At 67.9% G+C, this 16,864-nt stretch carries 16 protein-coding genes; 8 read left to right on the forward strand and 8 right to left on the reverse strand.

Annotated features, from left to right (window positions below):
* Positions 1-68 precede the first annotated feature (68 nt).
* On the forward strand, positions 69-545 hold the full coding sequence (locus tag JIM94_RS09180) for an inorganic diphosphatase (RefSeq protein WP_200253523.1): 477 nt from the start codon (positions 69-71) through the stop codon (positions 543-545).
* A gap of 30 nt (positions 546-575) precedes the next feature.
* Positions 576-1,538: a potassium channel family protein gene (locus tag JIM94_RS09185; protein WP_200253525.1), complete on the forward strand. Its 963-nt coding sequence runs from the start codon at positions 576-578 to the stop codon at positions 1,536-1,538.
* Between the two features lie 49 nt (positions 1,539-1,587).
* On the opposite strand, the gene JIM94_RS09190 is transcribed toward JIM94_RS09185, so the two are convergent.
* A complete protein-coding gene (locus JIM94_RS09190; RefSeq protein ID WP_234039605.1) occupies positions 1,588-2,391 on the reverse strand; it encodes an ABC transporter permease in 804 nt (267 codons plus the stop codon).
* Positions 2,392-2,580: 189 nt separating this feature from the next.
* Here JIM94_RS09190 and JIM94_RS09195 point away from each other — a divergent pair, with 189 nt between their 5' ends.
* The 3 genes from JIM94_RS09195 to JIM94_RS09205 all read left to right on the forward strand — a co-directional run bounded on the left by JIM94_RS09195 (position 2,581) and on the right by JIM94_RS09205 (position 7,343).
* Complete coding sequence (locus JIM94_RS09195) at positions 2,581-2,880, forward strand: rhodanese-like domain-containing protein (RefSeq protein ID WP_200253527.1); 300 nt, start codon at positions 2,581-2,583, stop codon at positions 2,878-2,880.
* Between the two features lie 93 nt (positions 2,881-2,973).
* A complete protein-coding gene (locus JIM94_RS09200; RefSeq protein WP_200253529.1) occupies positions 2,974-3,420 on the forward strand; it encodes a MarR family winged helix-turn-helix transcriptional regulator in 447 nt (148 codons plus the stop codon).
* A 38-nt stretch (positions 3,421-3,458) separates the two neighbouring features.
* Complete coding sequence (locus JIM94_RS09205) at positions 3,459-7,343, forward strand: Pls/PosA family non-ribosomal peptide synthetase (protein WP_200253531.1); 3,885 nt, start codon at positions 3,459-3,461, stop codon at positions 7,341-7,343.
* Between the two features lie 34 nt (positions 7,344-7,377).
* On the opposite strand, the gene ppk2 is transcribed toward JIM94_RS09205, so the two are convergent.
* From ppk2 to JIM94_RS09230, 6 genes are all read right to left on the reverse strand, one after another.
* Positions 7,378-8,277, reverse strand: a complete 900-nt coding sequence (ppk2, locus tag JIM94_RS09210; protein WP_200253533.1) for a polyphosphate kinase 2 — start codon at positions 8,275-8,277, stop codon at positions 7,378-7,380.
* 229 nt (positions 8,278-8,506) lie between these two features.
* Entirely contained in the window at positions 8,507-8,635 is a 129-nt protein-coding gene (locus tag JIM94_RS11345; protein ID WP_267173056.1) for a hypothetical protein, read from the reverse strand.
* A gap of 57 nt (positions 8,636-8,692) precedes the next feature.
* A complete protein-coding gene (locus JIM94_RS09215) occupies positions 8,693-8,863 on the reverse strand; it encodes a PorH family porin (protein WP_200253535.1) in 171 nt (56 codons plus the stop codon).
* Positions 8,864-9,496: 633 nt separating this feature from the next.
* The gene (gene panC, locus JIM94_RS09220) at positions 9,497-10,516 is read right to left on the reverse strand and encodes a pantoate--beta-alanine ligase (RefSeq protein ID WP_200253549.1); all 1,020 of its coding nucleotides are present in this window, start codon (positions 10,514-10,516) and stop codon (positions 9,497-9,499) included.
* Between the two features lie 64 nt (positions 10,517-10,580).
* Positions 10,581-10,760, reverse strand: coding sequence for a hypothetical protein (locus JIM94_RS09225; protein WP_200253551.1), 180 nt, complete (start codon positions 10,758-10,760; stop codon positions 10,581-10,583).
* 205 nt (positions 10,761-10,965) lie between these two features.
* Positions 10,966-11,835 carry a hypothetical protein gene (locus JIM94_RS09230; RefSeq protein ID WP_200253553.1) on the reverse strand — a complete coding sequence of 290 codons (870 nt, stop codon included), beginning with the start codon at positions 11,833-11,835 and terminating at the stop codon, positions 10,966-10,968.
* Between the two features lie 155 nt (positions 11,836-11,990).
* On the opposite strand from JIM94_RS09230, the gene JIM94_RS09235 reads away from it, so the two are divergent.
* The gene (locus JIM94_RS09235; RefSeq protein ID WP_200253555.1) at positions 11,991-12,467 is read left to right on the forward strand and encodes a hypothetical protein; all 477 of its coding nucleotides are present in this window, start codon (positions 11,991-11,993) and stop codon (positions 12,465-12,467) included.
* A 103-nt stretch (positions 12,468-12,570) separates the two neighbouring features.
* On the opposite strand, the gene groL is transcribed toward JIM94_RS09235, so the two are convergent.
* Positions 12,571-14,217 (reverse strand): chaperonin GroEL, encoded by a 1,647-nt coding sequence (groL, locus tag JIM94_RS09240; protein WP_200253557.1) that lies wholly within the window; start codon positions 14,215-14,217, stop codon positions 12,571-12,573.
* 215 nt (positions 14,218-14,432) lie between these two features.
* On the opposite strand from groL, the gene JIM94_RS09245 reads away from it, so the two are divergent.
* Complete coding sequence (locus JIM94_RS09245) at positions 14,433-15,797, forward strand: dipeptidase (protein WP_200253559.1); 1,365 nt, start codon at positions 14,433-14,435, stop codon at positions 15,795-15,797.
* Between the two features lie 423 nt (positions 15,798-16,220).
* Positions 16,221-16,844 carry an acetyl-CoA acetyltransferase gene (locus JIM94_RS09250; RefSeq protein WP_200253561.1) on the forward strand — a complete coding sequence of 208 codons (624 nt, stop codon included), beginning with the start codon at positions 16,221-16,223 and terminating at the stop codon, positions 16,842-16,844.
* Positions 16,845-16,864 lie beyond the last annotated feature (20 nt).

The following is a 16,864-nucleotide window of genomic DNA, read 5'->3' on the forward strand; positions in this document are numbered from 1 at the left end:
ACCTCCCGCGGTACCTCCCGGTTCCGCGGTGGGTGGGGTGCAGGGAAAGGAACACGGCAACAAACGCCATGAGCATCGAAGTCACGATCGAGATCCCCAAGGGCTCCCGCAACAAGTACGAGGTCGACCACGAGACGGGCAAGGTCTACCTGGACCGCTACCTGTTCACCCCGATGGCCTACCCGGCCGACTACGGCTTCATCGACCACACCCTCGGCGAGGACGGCGACCCGATGGACGCGCTGGTGATCCTGCCCGAACCGGTCTTCCCCGGTGTCATCGTCAAGGCCCGGACCGTCGGTGTGTTCAAGATGACGGACGAGGCCGGCGGCGACGACAAGCTGCTCTGCGTCCTGGACGATCCGCGCTTCGATCACCTGCAGGACATCGACGACGTCTCCTCCTTCGTCCGCGACGAGATCGAGCACTTCTTCGTCCACTACAAGGATCTGGAGCCGGGCAAGGAGGTCCAGGGCGCGGGCTGGGGCGACAAGGCCGAGGCCGAGCAGATCCTGCAGGCCTCCATCGAGCGCTACAAGGGCTAGTGCCCCGTCGGGCATGGCAGACTGTTCGTCATGCCCGATCAGTCTGAAGAGAGCCCCCCGGACCGGGAGTTGTCGTTTCCCGCCCGCGTGAAATCCGCGTACCTCTCGCTCTTCCACCCGGAGATCCCCGATGACGCACCCGCGCAGCAGCGGTGGGAGGCACGGGTCGAGGGGCCCATGATCATCGTCTCCGTCATCTTCCTGGTCCTGTTCATCTGGGCGTCCATCGGCAGAGCCGACGCCCGGTGGACGAGGATCGCCGAATACGGCATGTGGTTGACCTGGTGGGCGTTCATCGTCGACTACGTGATCCGGCTCTACCTCGCCGAACGACGGGCCCGCTGGTTCTGGCGGCACTTCCACGAGTTCCTCCTGGTCGTGCTGCCCTGGTTCCGGCCGCTGCGCCTGCTGCGGATCCTTCCCGTGATCTTCCTGGTGCAGCGGTTCTCGGCGACCAACAAGCGCGTCACCGTGGCCGCCTACACCGGTGTCGCGTCGGTGCTGCTCATCCTGATCTCCGCCCTGTCCATCTACGATGTCGAGCACGGCCGCCCCGATTCCCAGATCACCACCTTCTTCGACGCCGTCTGGTGGTCGATCGTCACGGTGACGACGGTCGGCTACGGCGACATCACTCCCTCGACCATCGGCGGCCGGTTCATCGGCATCGCCGTGATGCTGGGCGGCATCGCCGTCGCCGGTGTCGTCACCGCGACGTTCGCGTCCTGGCTGGTGCAGCAGGTCGAGGACGAGGACACCGCGGCCATACAGGACCAGCAGCAGGCGGTACGCAGGGAACTCCGGGGGCTCCACCGTGAGGTACGGGAGCTGCGCGGGCAACTGGCCAGGATGACCGAACAACAGGAACAGCTGATCCGGCATCTGGCAGGCACCGGGGAGCAGCCGCCGACAGCACCTCCGGAGCCGCCGGTGCGGGAACACAACTCCCGGGGCGGGAGGGGGCGACGCCACCGGAACAGAGGGTCCGACTAGTTGACGCAGCGGGGCCGGATCTGACGTCTGACGACGACAGAAGCAGGGGTCAGAGCAGACGCCAGACCACGAGGTACTCGGTGATCGTCAGTGCGGCGGTGGCGACCGCGAGGATCGCGATGATCACGAACAGCTGCATGATCCCGGCCTCCAGGGGCGTCGCACCGCCCAGGACCATGCCGACGAAGGCCCCGGGAATCGTGACCATGCCCACGGTCTTGGTCGTGTCGATGGTGGGCACGAGGGCGGCGCTCGCCGCACGCTCCGCCACGAGCATCCGGGCCTGTCCGTCGGTGAACCCCAGCGAGAGCGCGGCCTCGACCTCTCCCCGCCCGGCGCGGAGTTCCTCGTGTACGCGGCGCCCGGTCAGTGCGGAGACGGCCATCCCGTGCCCGATGAGAATACCGGCGACGGGGATCACCGCGAGTCCGCGCATGTCCAGGATCCCGGCGAGCAGGAGACAGGCGACGAGGATAAGGGGCATCAGACCGACGGGGACCGTGAGGGTCAGGATCTCGCGGATCCGCCGCCCCGCTGTCGGGCGGGGGCGTTCCCTGCGGGGAACGTGCTGGCCGATGCGGGCCGTGATGATCCGGCTGTGGGCGGTCTGTGCCGCCGTCAGGATGATCGCGACGAGGAAGAGGATGACCGCCCAGAGTCGACTGACCGCGAAGTCGAGGATCAGTCCGAGAATCATCAGCTGTACCGTCGCACGGACGGCCGCCCAGGGGATGACCGCCGCGTGCTCGGTGCGCCCCAGGCGGGCGAACACGGCGGCGACGACCACCAGGAGAACGAGAGCGACCACGAGTGGCCAGCCGAAGTTGAACATCGTGGACCGGGTTTCTGGCATACGTCCAGTCTATGGGCCCGGGGCGGTGGTGTGCCCGTGACCGGGGGAGCGTGACACGACCGCGGCCGGGCAGCCCCGTCCGGGTTCCCGGCGGGCTGTCCTGGGCCGGTGCGCGGGTAGACTGCTGCTGTCCCGTCCGTGCCGGAGTTTCCGTGTGTCTCTCCGTACCACCCCCGAATGAAGGTTCCCATGGATTCCGTGTTCCCCACCGATGTCCCGTCCGGTGCCCAGCTCATCGATGTCCGGGAGGCCGACGAGTTCGCCGAGGGCCACGCCTCCGGCGCGGTCAACATCCCGATGAGTGAGATCGTCGGACGCGTCGACGAGATCGACCGGGACCGTGACCTCTACGTCATCTGTCTCTCCGGTGGTCGTTCGGCCCGGGTCTGCGAGTACCTCGGGCACCGTGGCGTCGACGCGATCAACGTCGAGGGGGGTACATCGGCGTGGCGCACCGCTGACCTGCCGATGGAGATCCCGGGGGCCTGACCCCCGTCGCGGCCGGTGGGGCTGCACATGTCAGATTGATGGATGGTGACCAACGTTTTACGCTCGCCATGTTGGGCGGCTAGTATGAACGTCATGGTAGCCACACCCACTGTCCCGACAGCACTCCTCGAATCCCCCTCGTTCCAGCTCGAGCGCCTCCGACGCCGCACCCGGGACGAGGTGGAGGCGGCACTCGCCGCAGAGAAGACCGGCCTCCGCGAATACTGGGTCCTGACCTGCCTCGTCGAGAAGTCGGCCGCCAGCCAGACCGCGCTGTGCGATCTGCTCGCGGTCGACGCCTCCGACATGGTCCGCCTCATCGACGGACTGGAGAAGCACTCTTGGGTCAAACGTGAACGTGACCAGAAGGACCGCCGCCGACAGATCGTCGCCGCCACGAAGAAGGGGCGTGCGGCACAGCGGAAACTCGCCGACATCGTCAACGAGGCCGAGGACCGGGCACTCGACGAGTCCACCTCCAAACAGCTCAAGCATCTGCGCAAGCTCGCGAAGGCGATCATCGCGCTCGACGTCGACTAGCACTCACCCGCCAACCGGAAAGCGCTACAGCCCGCACCGTGTCACTGAAATCAGTACCAGCCCAGTTCCTGCGCGCCGGGGAAGCCCCACCACGGCGCACGCTCACGGAGATCCTCGCGGCCACCGCCGCCGAGCACCCGAACGCCGCCGCCATCGACGACGGAGAGGTCCTCACCTACTCCGAGCTGATGGAGGTCGTGCACGCGAAGGCGTCCGATCTCCACGCCGCCGGCATCCGACGGGGTGACCGCATCGGTGTCCGACTGCCCAGCGGCGGCAGCGAGCTCTACACCACGATCCTGGCCGTCCTGACCGCCGGCGCCGCCTACGTCCCGGTGGACGCCGACGACCCGGACGAACGCGCCGAGATGGTCTTCGCCGAGGCCCGCGTCAACGCGACCGTCACCGACTCCGGACTGACGGTGCACCGCCGGACCGCGGGCGGTGACACCCGACCGCCGCGACCGGACGATGACGCGTGGATCATCTTCACCTCCGGGTCCACCGGCCGCCCGAAGGGGGTCGCCGTCACGCACCGTTCCGCCGCCGCGTTCGTCGACGCCGAGGCACGGATGTTCCTCGTGGACTCCCCCGGCGGCCCCCTCGGCCCGGACGACCGGGTTCTCGCCGGACTGTCCGTCGCCTTCGACGCCTCCTGCGAGGAGATGTGGCTCGCCTGGGGACACGGCGCCTGTCTCGTTCCCGCCCCGCGCATGCTGGTGCGTTCCGGGATGGATCTCGGCCCCTGGCTCATCAGTCACGACATCACCGCCGTCTCGACCGTCCCCACCCTCGCGGGCCTGTGGCCCCCGGAGGCCCTCGACAACGTCCGCCTGCTCATCTTCGGCGGGGAGGCGTGCCCCGCTGAGCTCGTGCAGCGGCTGGACACCGGTGACCGCGAGATCTGGAACACCTACGGACCGACGGAGGCCACCGTCGTGGCCTGCGCCGCGAGACTCCACGCGGGACGTGACGTCTCGATCGGACTCCCCCTCGACGGCTGGGATCTCGTCGTCGTCGACGCCGACGGCAACCCGGTCGTCCCGGGGCAGGTCGGTGAACTCGTCATCGGCGGCGTCGGCCTGGCCAGATACCTCGATCCGGAGAAGGACCGGGAGAAGTACGCCCCGCTGCGCAGTGTCGGTTGGTCCCGCGCGTACCGTTCCGGGGACCACGTCCGGCTCGAGGAGGACGGACTCTACTTCGTCGGTCGGGTCGACGACCAGGTGAAGATCGGTGGCCGCCGGATCGAACTCGGCGAGGTCGAGGCCGCCGTCGCGGCACTGCCGGGCGTCCGCTCGTCCGCCGTCGTGGTGCAGACCACGGGCGCCGACTCCAAGGTCCTCGTGGCCTACCTCTCCCGAGAGGACGACGCGGTCGACTTCGACACCGAAGCCGCGTCGGCCCGCCTCGCGGAGGGCATGCCCGCGGCCCTCGTCCCCAGACTCTGCGTGCTCGATGAGCTGCCCGTCCGGACATCGGGCAAGGTGGACAAGGCCGCGCTCCCGTGGCCGCTGCCCGGCGCGGTGACGGACACCTCCGCGATGACCCCGACCGAGGCATGGCTCGCGGAGCTGTGGGTGGACGTACTCGGCGCGGCGGTGGCCGATCCGGACGCGGACTTCTTCGCACTCGGTGGTACGTCGCTCGCCGCGGCGACACTGGTCGGCCGGATCCGGGAACGGTTCCCGACCATCTCCGTGCGGGAACTCTACGACCATCCGCGGCTCGGTGCACTCGCACACCGCCTCGACGAACGTCCGGACGACGACTCCGGGGCGGCCGGGAAACAGCCCGCCCGCCCTGTTCCGTCCCGCACACGTGTCCTCCAGCACCTGATCCAGGTCCCGGTGATGACTCTCCAGGCCGCGCAGTGGGTGGCATGGCTGCTGCTGGGAAACAATCTCGCGGCCGCGGCCGGGGCCTGGTGGGCGAAGCCCGCCCCCTGGTGGCTGGTCCTGCTCCTCCTCACCGTCTTCGTGACACCGATCGGCAGGCTTCCGATGGGTGCGTTCGCCGCGCGCCTGCTCACCCGCGGCATAACGCCGGGCGACTACGCCCGCGGCGGACGCGAGCACCTGCGACTGTGGACGGCGGACCGGATCCAGGACGCGTGCGGTGCCCGGGACATCGCCGGGGCGACGTGGATCACCAGCTACGCCCGTCTGCTCGGAGCGACCGTGGGGCGGGACGTGCACCTCCACACCCTCCCCCCGGTCACGGGCCTGCTCACCCTCGGTGACCACTGCTGCATCGAACCGGAGACCGATCTCTCCGGTATGTGGGTCGACGGCGACACGGTCCACGTCGGCCGGATCACCGTGGAGGCGGACGCCCGCGTCGGTGCCCGTTCCACCCTGCTGCCCGGGGCCGTCATCGGGGCCGGCGCACACGTCGAGTCCGGATCCTGCGTGACCGGGGACAGGAAGGTCGGGGCCGGGGCCCGCTGGGCCGGTTCGCCCGCCGCGAAGGTCGGCCGCGCGAAGCAGCGTTTCCCGGAGGAACACCCGGACCGACGCCCGTGGTGGGTACCGGTCTACGGGGCGACGTCGCTGGCGCTGAGCCTCATGCCGGTGCTCTCCGTCGGAACGGGCGCCGCTGTCCTCGCCTGGCTGGCGACCGTCCTCGGTTCCGGCCCCACGTCGACTGTCGCCGCGGGTGTCATCCTCGCGCCGCTCGGTGCGCTCATCGCCTTCGGACTGATCGTGGTCCTCACGCTCGTCGGTGTACGTTTACTGTCGATCCGACTGGACACAGGGGTTCATCCGGTACGTTCCCGGATCGGCTGGCAGCTGTGGGCCACGGAACGACTCATGGACGCGGCCCGTACCCATCTCTTCCCGCTCTACGCCTCGCGGTTGACCCCGGCGTGGCTGCGCGCGCTCGGCGCGAGCGTCGGCAGGGACACCGAGATTTCCACGGCCGTCCTGGTGCCCGCGTTCACGGAGATCAGGGACGGTGCGTTCCTCGCCGACGACACGATGGTCGGCGGCTACGAACTGGGTGGCGGATGGATGCTCGCCGGAAGGACCCGGATCGGCAAGCGCAGCTTCCTCGGCAACTCCGGGATCGCCGGGGCGGGTCGCAAACTGGCGAAGAACTCACTCGTCGCCGTGCTCTCCCAGACGCCGAAGAAGGCGCGCGCCGGATCGAACTGGCTCGGTTCCCCACCGGAGCGGTTGCGCCGTGTCACGGTCGACGCCGGCGGCGAGGCCCGGACCTACCGGCCCACCGCGCGACTGAAGCGCGCCCGCGGCCTCGTGGAGACCATGCGGCTGCTCGCCCCGATGACCTCCGGTGTTCTCGTCGCGGGCACGCTGCTGGCCCTGCAGTGGTTGTACACACGCCCCGTGTCACCGCTCGCCGGCACCGGCCTGGCCTGGCTGTGCGGTGGGCTCGTCCTCATGGCCGCCGGGCTGGGGGCCGCGGCGGTCACCGTGGCGGTGAAGTGGCTGTGTGTCGGAAGAATCCGGCCCAGTGAGCATCCCCTGTGGTCCCGCTTCGTGTGGCTCAACGAACTCCAGGACGCGTTCGTCGAGGCGGTCGCCGCACCGTGGTTCCTGAACCCGAATCAGGGCGCCGAGCCGCTGGTGTGGTTCCTCCGCGCGATCGGTGCCCGAATCGGCCGGGGTACCTGGATCGAGTCCTACTGGCTGCCCGAGGCGGACCTCGTGGAGGTCGGGGACGCCGCGACCATCGGACCGGGCTGCGTGGTGCAGACGCACCTCTTCCAGGACCGGGTGATGAGTCTCGACACCGTGCGGATCGGGCCCGGGGCGGTCCTGGGACCGCACTCCGTGATCCTGCCCGCGGCTTCCCTCGGGGAGGGCACCACCATCGGCCCCGCCTCCCTCGTACTACGCGGAGACCGGGTCCCCGGCCACACGGTGTGGCACGGAAACCCGGTCGAGCCCCGGGGCTGAGCCGGGGTGCGTGCGCGGAAAGATCCGGGGGCGTTCAGTCTCCGATCTGGTCCCGCCCGCGGAGAACGATCTTCGGATCCGGCTCACCGACGAGTTCGTGGTCCTTGCCGGTGTACTCGAACTTCGACAGCACGTAGCGCATCGCGTTGATGCGGGCCCGCTTCTTGTCGTTCGACTTGATGGTGATCCACGGTGACTCGTCGGTGTCCGTGTACCGGAACTGCTCCTCCTTGGCGCGGGTGTAGTCCGGCCACTTGTCCAGGGACGCGAGATCCATCGGGGACAGTTTCCACTGGCGGACCGGATCGACCTGGCGGATGGCGAAACGGGTGCGCTGTTCCTTCTGCGTCACCGAGAACCAGAACTTGGTCAGGGAGATACCCGAGCCCATGATCATGTTCTCGAGCATGGGCACCTCCCGGAGGAACTCCGCGTGCTGCGATTCGGTGCAGAAGCCCATGACACGTTCAACACCGGAGCGGTTGTACCAGGAGCGGTCGAAGAAGACGATCTCACCGGCTGACGGGAAGTGCTCGATGTAGCGCTGGAAGTACCAGGACGTCGATTCCCGGGGAGACGGCTTCTCCAGGGCGACGGTGCGGGCACCACGGGGGTTGAGGTGCTCGTTGAACCGCTTGATGGTTCCGCCCTTGCCTGCGGCGTCCCGCCCCTCGAAGAGGATGATGTGCCGTTGGCCCGTGTCCTTCGTCCAGTTCTGCCACTTCAGCAGTTCGATCTGGAGGGCACGCTTGACGTGTTCGTATTCGTCCCGGGACATCCGCTCGTCGTACGGGTAATTCTCCCGCCATGTCTCCACCGGGGCACCGTTCGGCTGGATGAGGACGGGGTCGTCGTCATCGCGGTCATCGACGATGTACCCCTCGGTAGCAGCCAGATCAACGACGGGGAGGTCCTGCTCGGATGTGTCAGCCATACCCCCAGTTTAACGCCGTGTGAGCGGGTAGGCGGGCGAATCGTGACACACCACGCCGACGGGGGGTCGGTGGGTGGTCATGAGCACCGGAGGGCCCCGTCACACCACCACACGTACAGTGGCCGAACACACGGAAACCCGGCCCGCGCAGTGCACGGAACCGGGTTCACGAAGGCATTCGCCCGGTCAGGGACCGGGGAACGTTACCGCCCCTGGGGGCGACTGGTGATTAGACCAGGCCCAGGAGGGACTTGACGCCGGAGGCGACGTCGGCGAAGGGCGCCAGGAAGTCGAAGATCATCTTGAGGACGCCGCCGTCGGTGGAGAAGCTGGTCAGCGTGTTGGAGAAGGATTCCATGTCTATGCTCCTAGAGAATTGTTGTGTACGGCCCCGAAATATCGAAGCCGGAGAAGATTACTTGCTGCTGATGCCGTCGATGCTGGTGGAGAGAGCCTCAGTGGTCTTGCCCTCGAAGAGCTCGCCCAGGTTGTTGACAACCAGCGGGAAGTTCTTGATCAGCTTGCTGACGGCGTCGACGAAGGTGCTGAAGTCGCCGAGCTGTTCCTTGATGACGGTGAAGTCCATGTTGTTCTCCTTGAGAGGACCAGCCTGGAGCTGGCATAAGTTTCCAGTTGCTGACGCCCTCAGGGACGCCACCACACAATTTAAGCACGCCCGCCCCCATCGTCAACCTGATTTGCCCCGGCAAGCGGACCCCGCCGACCAAGACGGTTCCCGACCGGATCGCCGGGACGGAATGATCGACAACGCCCCGACCTGCCGTTTTTTCGACCCCCCACTGTTCAGGGTCCGAAAAACCCCGCAAATAACTGTGAACCACCCCGTATCCGGTAACGAATACGGCGAGCGTCACGATGAAGCGCAATTTCCACCCATCACACTGATAACACCTTCCAAAATACCCTATTTCGGGGGTATCTCCAACCTTTCCGGCCGCTGTTTTCAGGTTAGGCTCGGCTCCCGTCCGACCCGGCAATCACCTATCGGAACCAAAACGACACTCTCTTATTGCGCACCCACGACAGCTCCCCGCACAGCCCCCGGAATCAGCTACCCGACCGTGACGATGCCCGCACGTGCTACACCCCACCCACACCCGGCCGCAGGAGCGGACGAAAAGAAGTTCAGCGCATCATTGGATGACCGGATTCACGGCCCACCCGTGACACGTCCCCGGCCCCGGAATCCCGGGCAGATCTATCCGGCGGAGCCCCGCCGCTCCCGTACGCGGCGCACCTCGTCACGCAGGCGCCGGAGTTCCGCCATCTCGTCATCGGTGAGTTCGGCGTCGAGCCCCGCAGCGTGCAGTGCGGCCTGGGCGATCTCCTTCTCCTGCCGGGACTCCACGTCACCGAGGATGACGCCGACATTGTCCAGCAACCGGACGCCACCCACGCGGGCGGCGACGAGGAGACGGGCCTCCCCTTCCCCGACGTCCTCGGGCAGCGGGGCCAGCCTGCCGTCGCGGAGTTCCAGGTAGTCCACCTCGATCTCCGGTGCGGCGTCCAGAACGGAACGGGCCCCGGCGAGTACAGCGTCCGGACCACGGTCGCCGCAGTGCGCCCCGAGGGTCAGTGCCGCGGAAAGGGCGACGGCGGACTGACGGGCACCGTCATCCAGCCGGACGTTGCGTGAGCTCATGGCCAGGCCGTCGTTCTCCCGGATGACGGGAACGGAGTGCAGCTGGACGGGCAGGTTGAGGTCCGTGACGAGCTGCTGCATCAGGACGAGCTGCTGGTAGTCCTTCTCCCCGAACACCGCGTCCGAGCAGTTGGTCACGTTGAACAGTTTCAGGCAGACGGTCAGCGCACCATCGAAGTGGCCCGGGCGGGATGCCCCCTCCAACTCTTCGGCCAGTGGCCCGGCGGAGACGGTGGTACGGAACCCGTTGGGGTACATCTCACGCACGGACGGGGCGAACACCAGCTCAACGCCGAGTTCGCGCAGCTTGTCGACGTCACTGTCGAGGGTTCGCGGGTAGGTGTCCAGGTCGGCCCCATCCCCGAACTGCAGGGGGTTGACGAAGATGGAGACCACGACCACGGCCCGCGGCAGTGACTGTGCGGCACGGACGAGCTCCAGGTGCCCTTCGTGGAGAGCGCCCATCGTGGGCACGAGAACGACCGGCCGTGCGGTCTTGCGCAGCGCGCGGGTGACACGGCCGATGTCGGCGACCGAGGTGTGCACGGTGGTTTCGCCCGGGGTGTATCCGGCCATGGGGCTTCTCCTTGGAACTGGCGGGTGCGGTGGACTGGCAGTGGTCAATCCTATCGGTCCCGGTTCAGTGCGTCGGCCACGCCTCCGTCATCCGCCGCTGCATCTCCTTCAACGGGACACCCGCCGCAACGGCGGCGGCAACCAGGGCCGCAACATCGGTGGCGATCGGATCCCGGGACCCGGCGGCAACGCCTTTCGCCGCCACCGCCGCTATCCGGGTGCCCGCGCCGCGGCGGGTGGTCACCGTACCCGCCGCCTCGAGGTCCCGGTAGGCGCGTGCGACCGTTCCCGGAGTCCCAGATCCCGCGCCAGTTGGCGCAGCGGCGGTAGCCGGTCCCCTCGGCGAGTATTCCGACCGCGATGAGCCGAAGCACCTCCCGGTGCACCCGGGCGTAGACCGGCGTCGGATCATCAACCCGGACGGTCATCCCCCGCCGATTCATCCGGGATCACCGGGCTGCCAGGATTCGTCCGGTGAGTGCCGCACCGATCTGCCCCACGGCGAACACGGCGGAGCAGACGAGCAACACACCGGCTGCCGCAACCGCCCACAGGAAAAACGGCGTTCCCGCACAGTCGGGGTACGCGGAGAGCATCCCGAGGGCGATCGGGGCACCGGTGACCGCCGCGGTGAAGGTGAGCGTGCAGGTGACGGTGCGTCCGGCGAGCCCGCGGAAGGCCGCATCGGCCTCCGGATCGGGCAGCACGGGGCGTTTCGTCGCGAGAATGAGCGCCCCAAGGACGATGAGTGTGCAGATCGCGAGGACGGTGAGCAGTGGTACCGAGTACCGGATTCCGGGCCACGGAGTCGAGGAGATGACATGGAGTCCGTCGTCCGCGGCGCAGAACACCGTGACGGCCTGCCCCGGTCTTCCGAGGTCATCGGGGGATCCGGTGAGGATCCCGACGACGAGGACTCCGGCGGTGACCGCGACCGTCGTGAGCGCCACCGCCAGGTGAACCGGCCCGGCGGTGGAACGGAGTGTCCCGGTGTCCAGCGGCGCTCGACGACGTGCACCCTGTCGCGGCCGGACGGTGGCAACGGCCAGCGCCGAGGTGGTGAGGACGACGACGGCGAACACGGCCGGGGCGAGCACCAGCCCCATGCCGGGTCCGGTGAGGAGGAGGACCCCGAGCACCACGGTGACGGATCCGGCCACCACACCAACCGCGATCCACCGGCGGTAGCGCGCCACGGCCGGGGATCCGGAGGCGGTGGAGGTTCCGTCGGGGACTCCGTGCCCCCGCATGTGGCGTGCCGAGAGAGCGCCGGCGATGCCTCCGAGGACGATGACGACGAGGGGTAGGACGAGTGACATGGTGGACTCCTCCGTTTTGTACCAATAGTTTGGCACGAATGAGGCCGTCCCGGGACCGCCGCTCGTGTCAGTGGGTTGATAAAAGTAGCGGTCCCCGCGCGCTTTCCCCGTAGCGTGGGACGCGGGCCCGACACCGAACGAAGAGGTATCCCGACATGATCATCCGACGTACACCGCTGATACTCGCACTCTGCTCCGCGTCCCTCCTCACGACGGCGGCCTCCTGCTCCCCGCCGAACGAGCGGGAGTCCACCGTTCCCTCCACCCACCTCACCCCCAGGCCGACGGACGCACCGATCCTCGGCGAGGTGTCCGCGTCCGGCGACTGCGACCCAGAGGTCATCGACATCGACCACCGGAAACCCTCGGCCGACATCAGCTACACCGGGCGCCCCGGGGACGCGATCGACATCCGGATCGTCCATGAGCCGGAAACCGGCGGGAAACAGAACACCGACTACGGGATCCGGCTCGACGGGGGAGCCACGGGCTGGCAGATACCCAGCGGCATCCCCAACGCCACCATCCACGAGATCGTCGTGACCGCCGTGGGCGGGACCGGTGTGCCCGGCGAGTGCCGTATCCCGGTCAACGGCATCAACGGCGACGACACGCCGGACCCGGCCAACTGACCCCGCGGAACAGAAAAAGAGGCCCGTCCCCACACAGTGTGGTGGGGCGGGCCTCTTCTCGGCCTTCGTCCGGTGACGGACTCACCGGTGGGATGTCAGGGGATCAGAATCCGCCCATGCCACCCATGGCGTCGGCGTCGGGCATGCCGCCCTGACCGGCCGGCTGCGGCTTGTCGGCGACGACGGCCTCGGTGGTGAGGAACAGGGCCGCGATGGAGGCGGCGTTCTGCAGCGCGGAGCGCGTCACCTTGACCGGGTCGTTGATGCCCGCCTCCATGAGGTTCACGTACTCACCGGTCGCGGCGTTCAGGCCTTCGCCCACCTTGAGGGAGGCGACCTTGTCGGCGACGACACCGGGCTCGTGGCCGGCGTTGAAGGCGATCTGCTTCAGCGGCGCGGAGAGTGCGGAGCGGACGATCTTCACGCCGGTCGCCTCGTCGCCGGTGAGATCGAGGTCACCGTCGAGCACGTGGGCGGCCTGGATGAGGGCGACGCCACCGCCGGCGACGATGCCCTCCTCGACGGCTGCCTTGGCGTTGCGCACGGCATCCTCGATGCGGTGCTTGCGCTCCTTGAGCTCGACCTCGGTGGCGGCACCGACCTTGATGACGGCGACGCCGCCGGCGAGCTTCGCGAGACGCTCCTGGAGCTTCTCACGGTCGTACTCGGAGTCGGAGTTCTCGATCTCGGCGCGGATCTGGTTGACGCGACCCTCGATCTGGGCGCTGTCGCCGGCACCCTCGACGATGGTGGTCTCGTCCTTGGTGACGACGACCTTGCGGGCGCGGCCCAGCAGCGGGATGTCGGCACCCTCGAGGGAGAGTCCGACCTCCTCGGAGATGACCTGGCCGCCGGTGAGGATGGCCATGTCCTGCAGCTGCGCCTTGCGGCGGTCACCGAAGCCGGGGGCCTTGACGGCGACGGACTTGAAGGTGCCGCGGATCTTGTTGACGACCAGGGTGGACAGGGCCTCACCCTCGACGTCCTCGGCGATGATCAGCAGCGGCTTGCCGGTCTGCATGACCTTCTCCAGCAGCGGGAGCAGGTCCTTGATGTTGCCGATCTTCGCGGAGACCAGGAGGATGTACGGATCCTCGAGGACGGCCTCCTGGCGTTCCATGTCGGTGGCGAAGTAACCGGAGATGTAGCCCTTGTCGAAGCGCATGCCCTCGGTGACGTCGAGCTCGACGCCGAAGGTGTTGGACTCCTCGACGGTGATGACGGATTCCTTGTTCAGCTTGCCGCCGCCCACTGCGTACATCGCCTGGGCGATCTTCGCGCCGATGGCGGGATCAGCGGCGGAGATGCCTGCGGTGGCCGCGATCTGCTCCTCGGTCTCGATCTCCTTGGCGGTGGAGAGCAGCTCCTCGGTGACCTTCTTCACGGCCTGCTCGATGCCGCGCTTGATGCCCATCGGGTTGGAGCCCGCGGCAACGTTGCGCAGACCCTCACGGACGAGAGCCTGGGCGAGCACGGTGGCGGTGGTGGTGCCGTCGCCGGCGACGTCGTCGGTCTTCTTGGCGACCTCCTTGACCAGCTCGGCGCCGATCTTCTCGTACGGATCCTCGAGCTCGATCTCGCGGGCGATGGTCACGCCGTCGTTGGTGATGGTCGGGGCGCCCCAGGACTTCTCCAGGACGACGTTGCGTCCCTTCGGACCGAGGGTGACCTTGACGGCGTCAGCGAGGGTGTTCAGGCCCTTTTCGAGGCCACGGCGTGCTTCCTCATCAAAAGCGATGATCTTTGCCATGTGTTGTGTGCTCCTTGGTTTTTCATCGGACGACACTCACGTCAAGTATCTGCGGGCGCCCGCGACGGCACGGTCGGTGAGTGTTGGGTCCAACCTCACCCGCAGGTGTACGTAAATCCTTGGTGAATCCTGGCACTCTCCAGTATCAAGTGCTAGATCCGTTTCTAGCAGTCGGGACGTGCGAGTGCAAGATCCGGGCCCCTACACTTGTGGTCATGACTCCCGCGATTCCAACCACAGCAGAAGTGACCGCCGCGATCGAGGCCCAGCAGGCCCGGATCCTCGCCGACCTGACCGAACTCGTCTCCCACAATTCCGTGCACGCGGAACCGGGGTGTGAACAGGCCAACGCCGATGCCGCGGCCTGGGTCGTCCGTTCCCTGGAGGAGGTCGGACTGACGGTCGCGACCCACCCGACCGCCGACGGCTCCACTGCGGTGATCGGCCGCCGGGAGGCCCGGGACGGTCGGCCGACCGTTCTCCTCTACTCACACTATGACGTGGTCCCGGCGGGTGACCCGGCGGCGTGGATCTCCGACCCGTTCACGCTGACCGAACGGGACGGTCGCTGGTACGGACGTGGAACCGCCGACTGCAAGGGCAACGTGGTCATGCACCTCGCGGTCCTGCGCGCACTCGGAGAGCTCGGCGATCCGGGTGTCGGCGTCACCGTCGTGATCGAGGGGTCGGAGGAACGCGGCGGCGAGGGCCTCGACGCCCTCATCGCGGAACGCCCCGAACTGTTCACGGCGGACGCCATCATCATCGCCGACACGGGCAACGTGGCGGAGGGGGTCCCCACGCTGACCACCTCCCTGCGCGGTGGCGCACAGGTCCGCGTGACCGTCAACTCACTGAAATCGGCGGTACACTCCGGCGGTTTCGGCGGCCCGGCCCCGGATGCGGTCGCCGCACTGGTGCGCATCCTCGACTCCCTCCGCGACGAGTCGGGACGGGTCGCGATCAGGGGCACCGACAGCACCGCGTCCTGGGACGGGGTCGCCTACGACGCGGAGGCCTTCCGCGCCGACGCGGGGATCCTGGACGGGGTGGAGATCATCGGCGACGGCACCGACATCGCCGATCAGCTCTGGGCGCGCCCGGCGGTGACGGTCACGGGCTTCACCTCCACCCCGGTGTCCGAGGCCGTCAACGCGATTCCCGCGACAGCGAGCGCCAAGATCAATCTGCGCACCCCGTTCGGGGCCTCAGGTACGGAGACCGCCGAGGCACTGCGCCGGCACCTGCTCGACGCCGCCCCCTGGGGTGTGCAGGTCGAGGTGGACATCCTCGAGGTCAACGAACCCTTCGCCACCGACACGTCCGGCCCGGCCGCGCAGGCACTCGCCGACGCACTGTCGAAGGCCTTCGGAGACAGGGAAACCGTCTACTGCGGGTCCGGCGGTTCGATCCCGCTGACCACCGCCCTGCAGCAGGCCGTTCCCGGGGCCGAGATCGCCCTGTTCGGCGTCGAGGAACCCCTGTGCACCATCCACTCCGCGAATGAGTCGGTGTCCCCGGAGGAGCTGAAGCGTTGCGCGGTCGCTGAGACGCTGTTCCTGTTCAACTACACCCGCTAGACACCACCTCCCGCCCCGCCGCACCGTTTCCCACCGAATGGGACACCTGCGGCGGGGTTTTCCCTTACCGGTATGGTGAGCTGGCAAAACACGGAAACCGGCAAAAACGCTTCCCACCCCACACCCACCCCCGGAGTTCCGTTTCGCGGGATTTTCCTTGACCCGGATGTGGGGTGCCCCTACTCTCGACCCTGTGACGCACATCATTCGACTTACGCGAGTAGCAGAGGCTACGTACCCCGGTGAAGGATAGGGACTGACCCCTTCACCCGGGGCAGTGGTCGTTATCCTCCCAGTCGCTTGACAAGCGTCGGTCCATTTCCGCAGACCAGACAGATCCGTCACACCACCACAGGGCCCTCCCCGGACAATCCGGAAGGTACGAGGCCGGTGCCGGATCGGGATCTCCCCGAAGGACCGACGATGTACTCCACGAGCACCACCACCGAATCCCGCACCGATTTCCCCACCGGCGGCCGCGGGCAGTCACACAAGTCCCCGCACACGCAGCACCCTCCGCTGACGGAGCCCACACAGGTCACCCGACCGGCCCCGTTCAGCCACCGCGATCCGCTGCGTGAGTGCACCAGCGACCCGTTCCGCGCCCGATTCGGACAGAATCTCCCGGTCGGGCTGCGCGAGGAGGCCGCCGGCATGGACTGGCGGACCTTCACCGGCATCTACTGCCCGACCCCCGATCTGCGGATCGACGGTCTGACCCACACCCTGCTGCGCGACAACCGCCGCCGGTTCACCGCGACCCTCACCTCCTCACGCCCGGGGCGGGGCGGTGTCACCCACTCCCACCGCGAGATCGTCGCCATGGGCGCGGTCTCCGCGTGCACCAACCTCCTGGCCGATGCCGGGCGCCGCGTCGAGATCCTGACCTTCCGGCAGCGGGAGATCTTCAACGGCACCGCCGTCTTCCTCGAGGTCTGCGACAACAGGAACCGGTGCTGGGTCCTCGGATTCGGTGGAACACCGGATGCCGCGGTCGCTTCGGCGATGAGCCGGGCCGCCCACCGGTTGCACCGCGGGATCGACTAGCCCTCTCCGGCACGGGCGTC

Origin of the sequence: Corynebacterium pygosceleis (assembly GCF_016595275.2) — a bacterium.
In the GTDB taxonomy this organism is placed as follows: domain Bacteria; phylum Actinomycetota; class Actinomycetes; order Mycobacteriales; family Mycobacteriaceae; genus Corynebacterium; species Corynebacterium pygosceleis.

Excerpts from the sequence above, each read along its gene's own strand:
- JIM94_RS09180 (WP_200253523.1), top strand. The coding sequence starts at position 69 with ATGAGCATCGAAGTCACGATCGAGATCCCCAAGGGCTCCCGCAACAAG.
- JIM94_RS09185 (WP_200253525.1), top strand. The coding sequence starts at position 576 with ATGCCCGATCAGTCTGAAGAGAGCCCCCCGGACCGGGAGTTGTCGTTT.
- JIM94_RS09190 (WP_234039605.1), bottom strand. The coding sequence starts at position 2,391 with ATGCCAGAAACCCGGTCCACGATGTTCAACTTCGGCTGGCCACTCGTG.
- JIM94_RS09195 (WP_200253527.1), top strand. The coding sequence starts at position 2,581 with ATGGATTCCGTGTTCCCCACCGATGTCCCGTCCGGTGCCCAGCTCATC.
- JIM94_RS09200 (WP_200253529.1), top strand. The coding sequence starts at position 2,974 with ATGGTAGCCACACCCACTGTCCCGACAGCACTCCTCGAATCCCCCTCG.
- ppk2 (WP_200253533.1), bottom strand. The coding sequence starts at position 8,277 with ATGGCTGACACATCCGAGCAGGACCTCCCCGTCGTTGATCTGGCTGCT.
- JIM94_RS11345 (WP_267173056.1), bottom strand. The coding sequence starts at position 8,635 with ATGGAATCCTTCTCCAACACGCTGACCAGCTTCTCCACCGACGGCGGC.
- JIM94_RS09215 (WP_200253535.1), bottom strand. The coding sequence starts at position 8,863 with ATGGACTTCACCGTCATCAAGGAACAGCTCGGCGACTTCAGCACCTTC.
- panC (WP_200253549.1), bottom strand. The coding sequence starts at position 10,516 with ATGGCCGGATACACCCCGGGCGAAACCACCGTGCACACCTCGGTCGCC.
- JIM94_RS09230 (WP_200253553.1), bottom strand. The coding sequence starts at position 11,835 with ATGTCACTCGTCCTACCCCTCGTCGTCATCGTCCTCGGAGGCATCGCC.
- JIM94_RS09235 (WP_200253555.1), top strand. The coding sequence starts at position 11,991 with ATGATCATCCGACGTACACCGCTGATACTCGCACTCTGCTCCGCGTCC.
- groL (WP_200253557.1), bottom strand. The coding sequence starts at position 14,217 with ATGGCAAAGATCATCGCTTTTGATGAGGAAGCACGCCGTGGCCTCGAA.
- JIM94_RS09245 (WP_200253559.1), top strand. The coding sequence starts at position 14,433 with ATGACTCCCGCGATTCCAACCACAGCAGAAGTGACCGCCGCGATCGAG.
- JIM94_RS09250 (WP_200253561.1), top strand. The coding sequence starts at position 16,221 with ATGTACTCCACGAGCACCACCACCGAATCCCGCACCGATTTCCCCACC.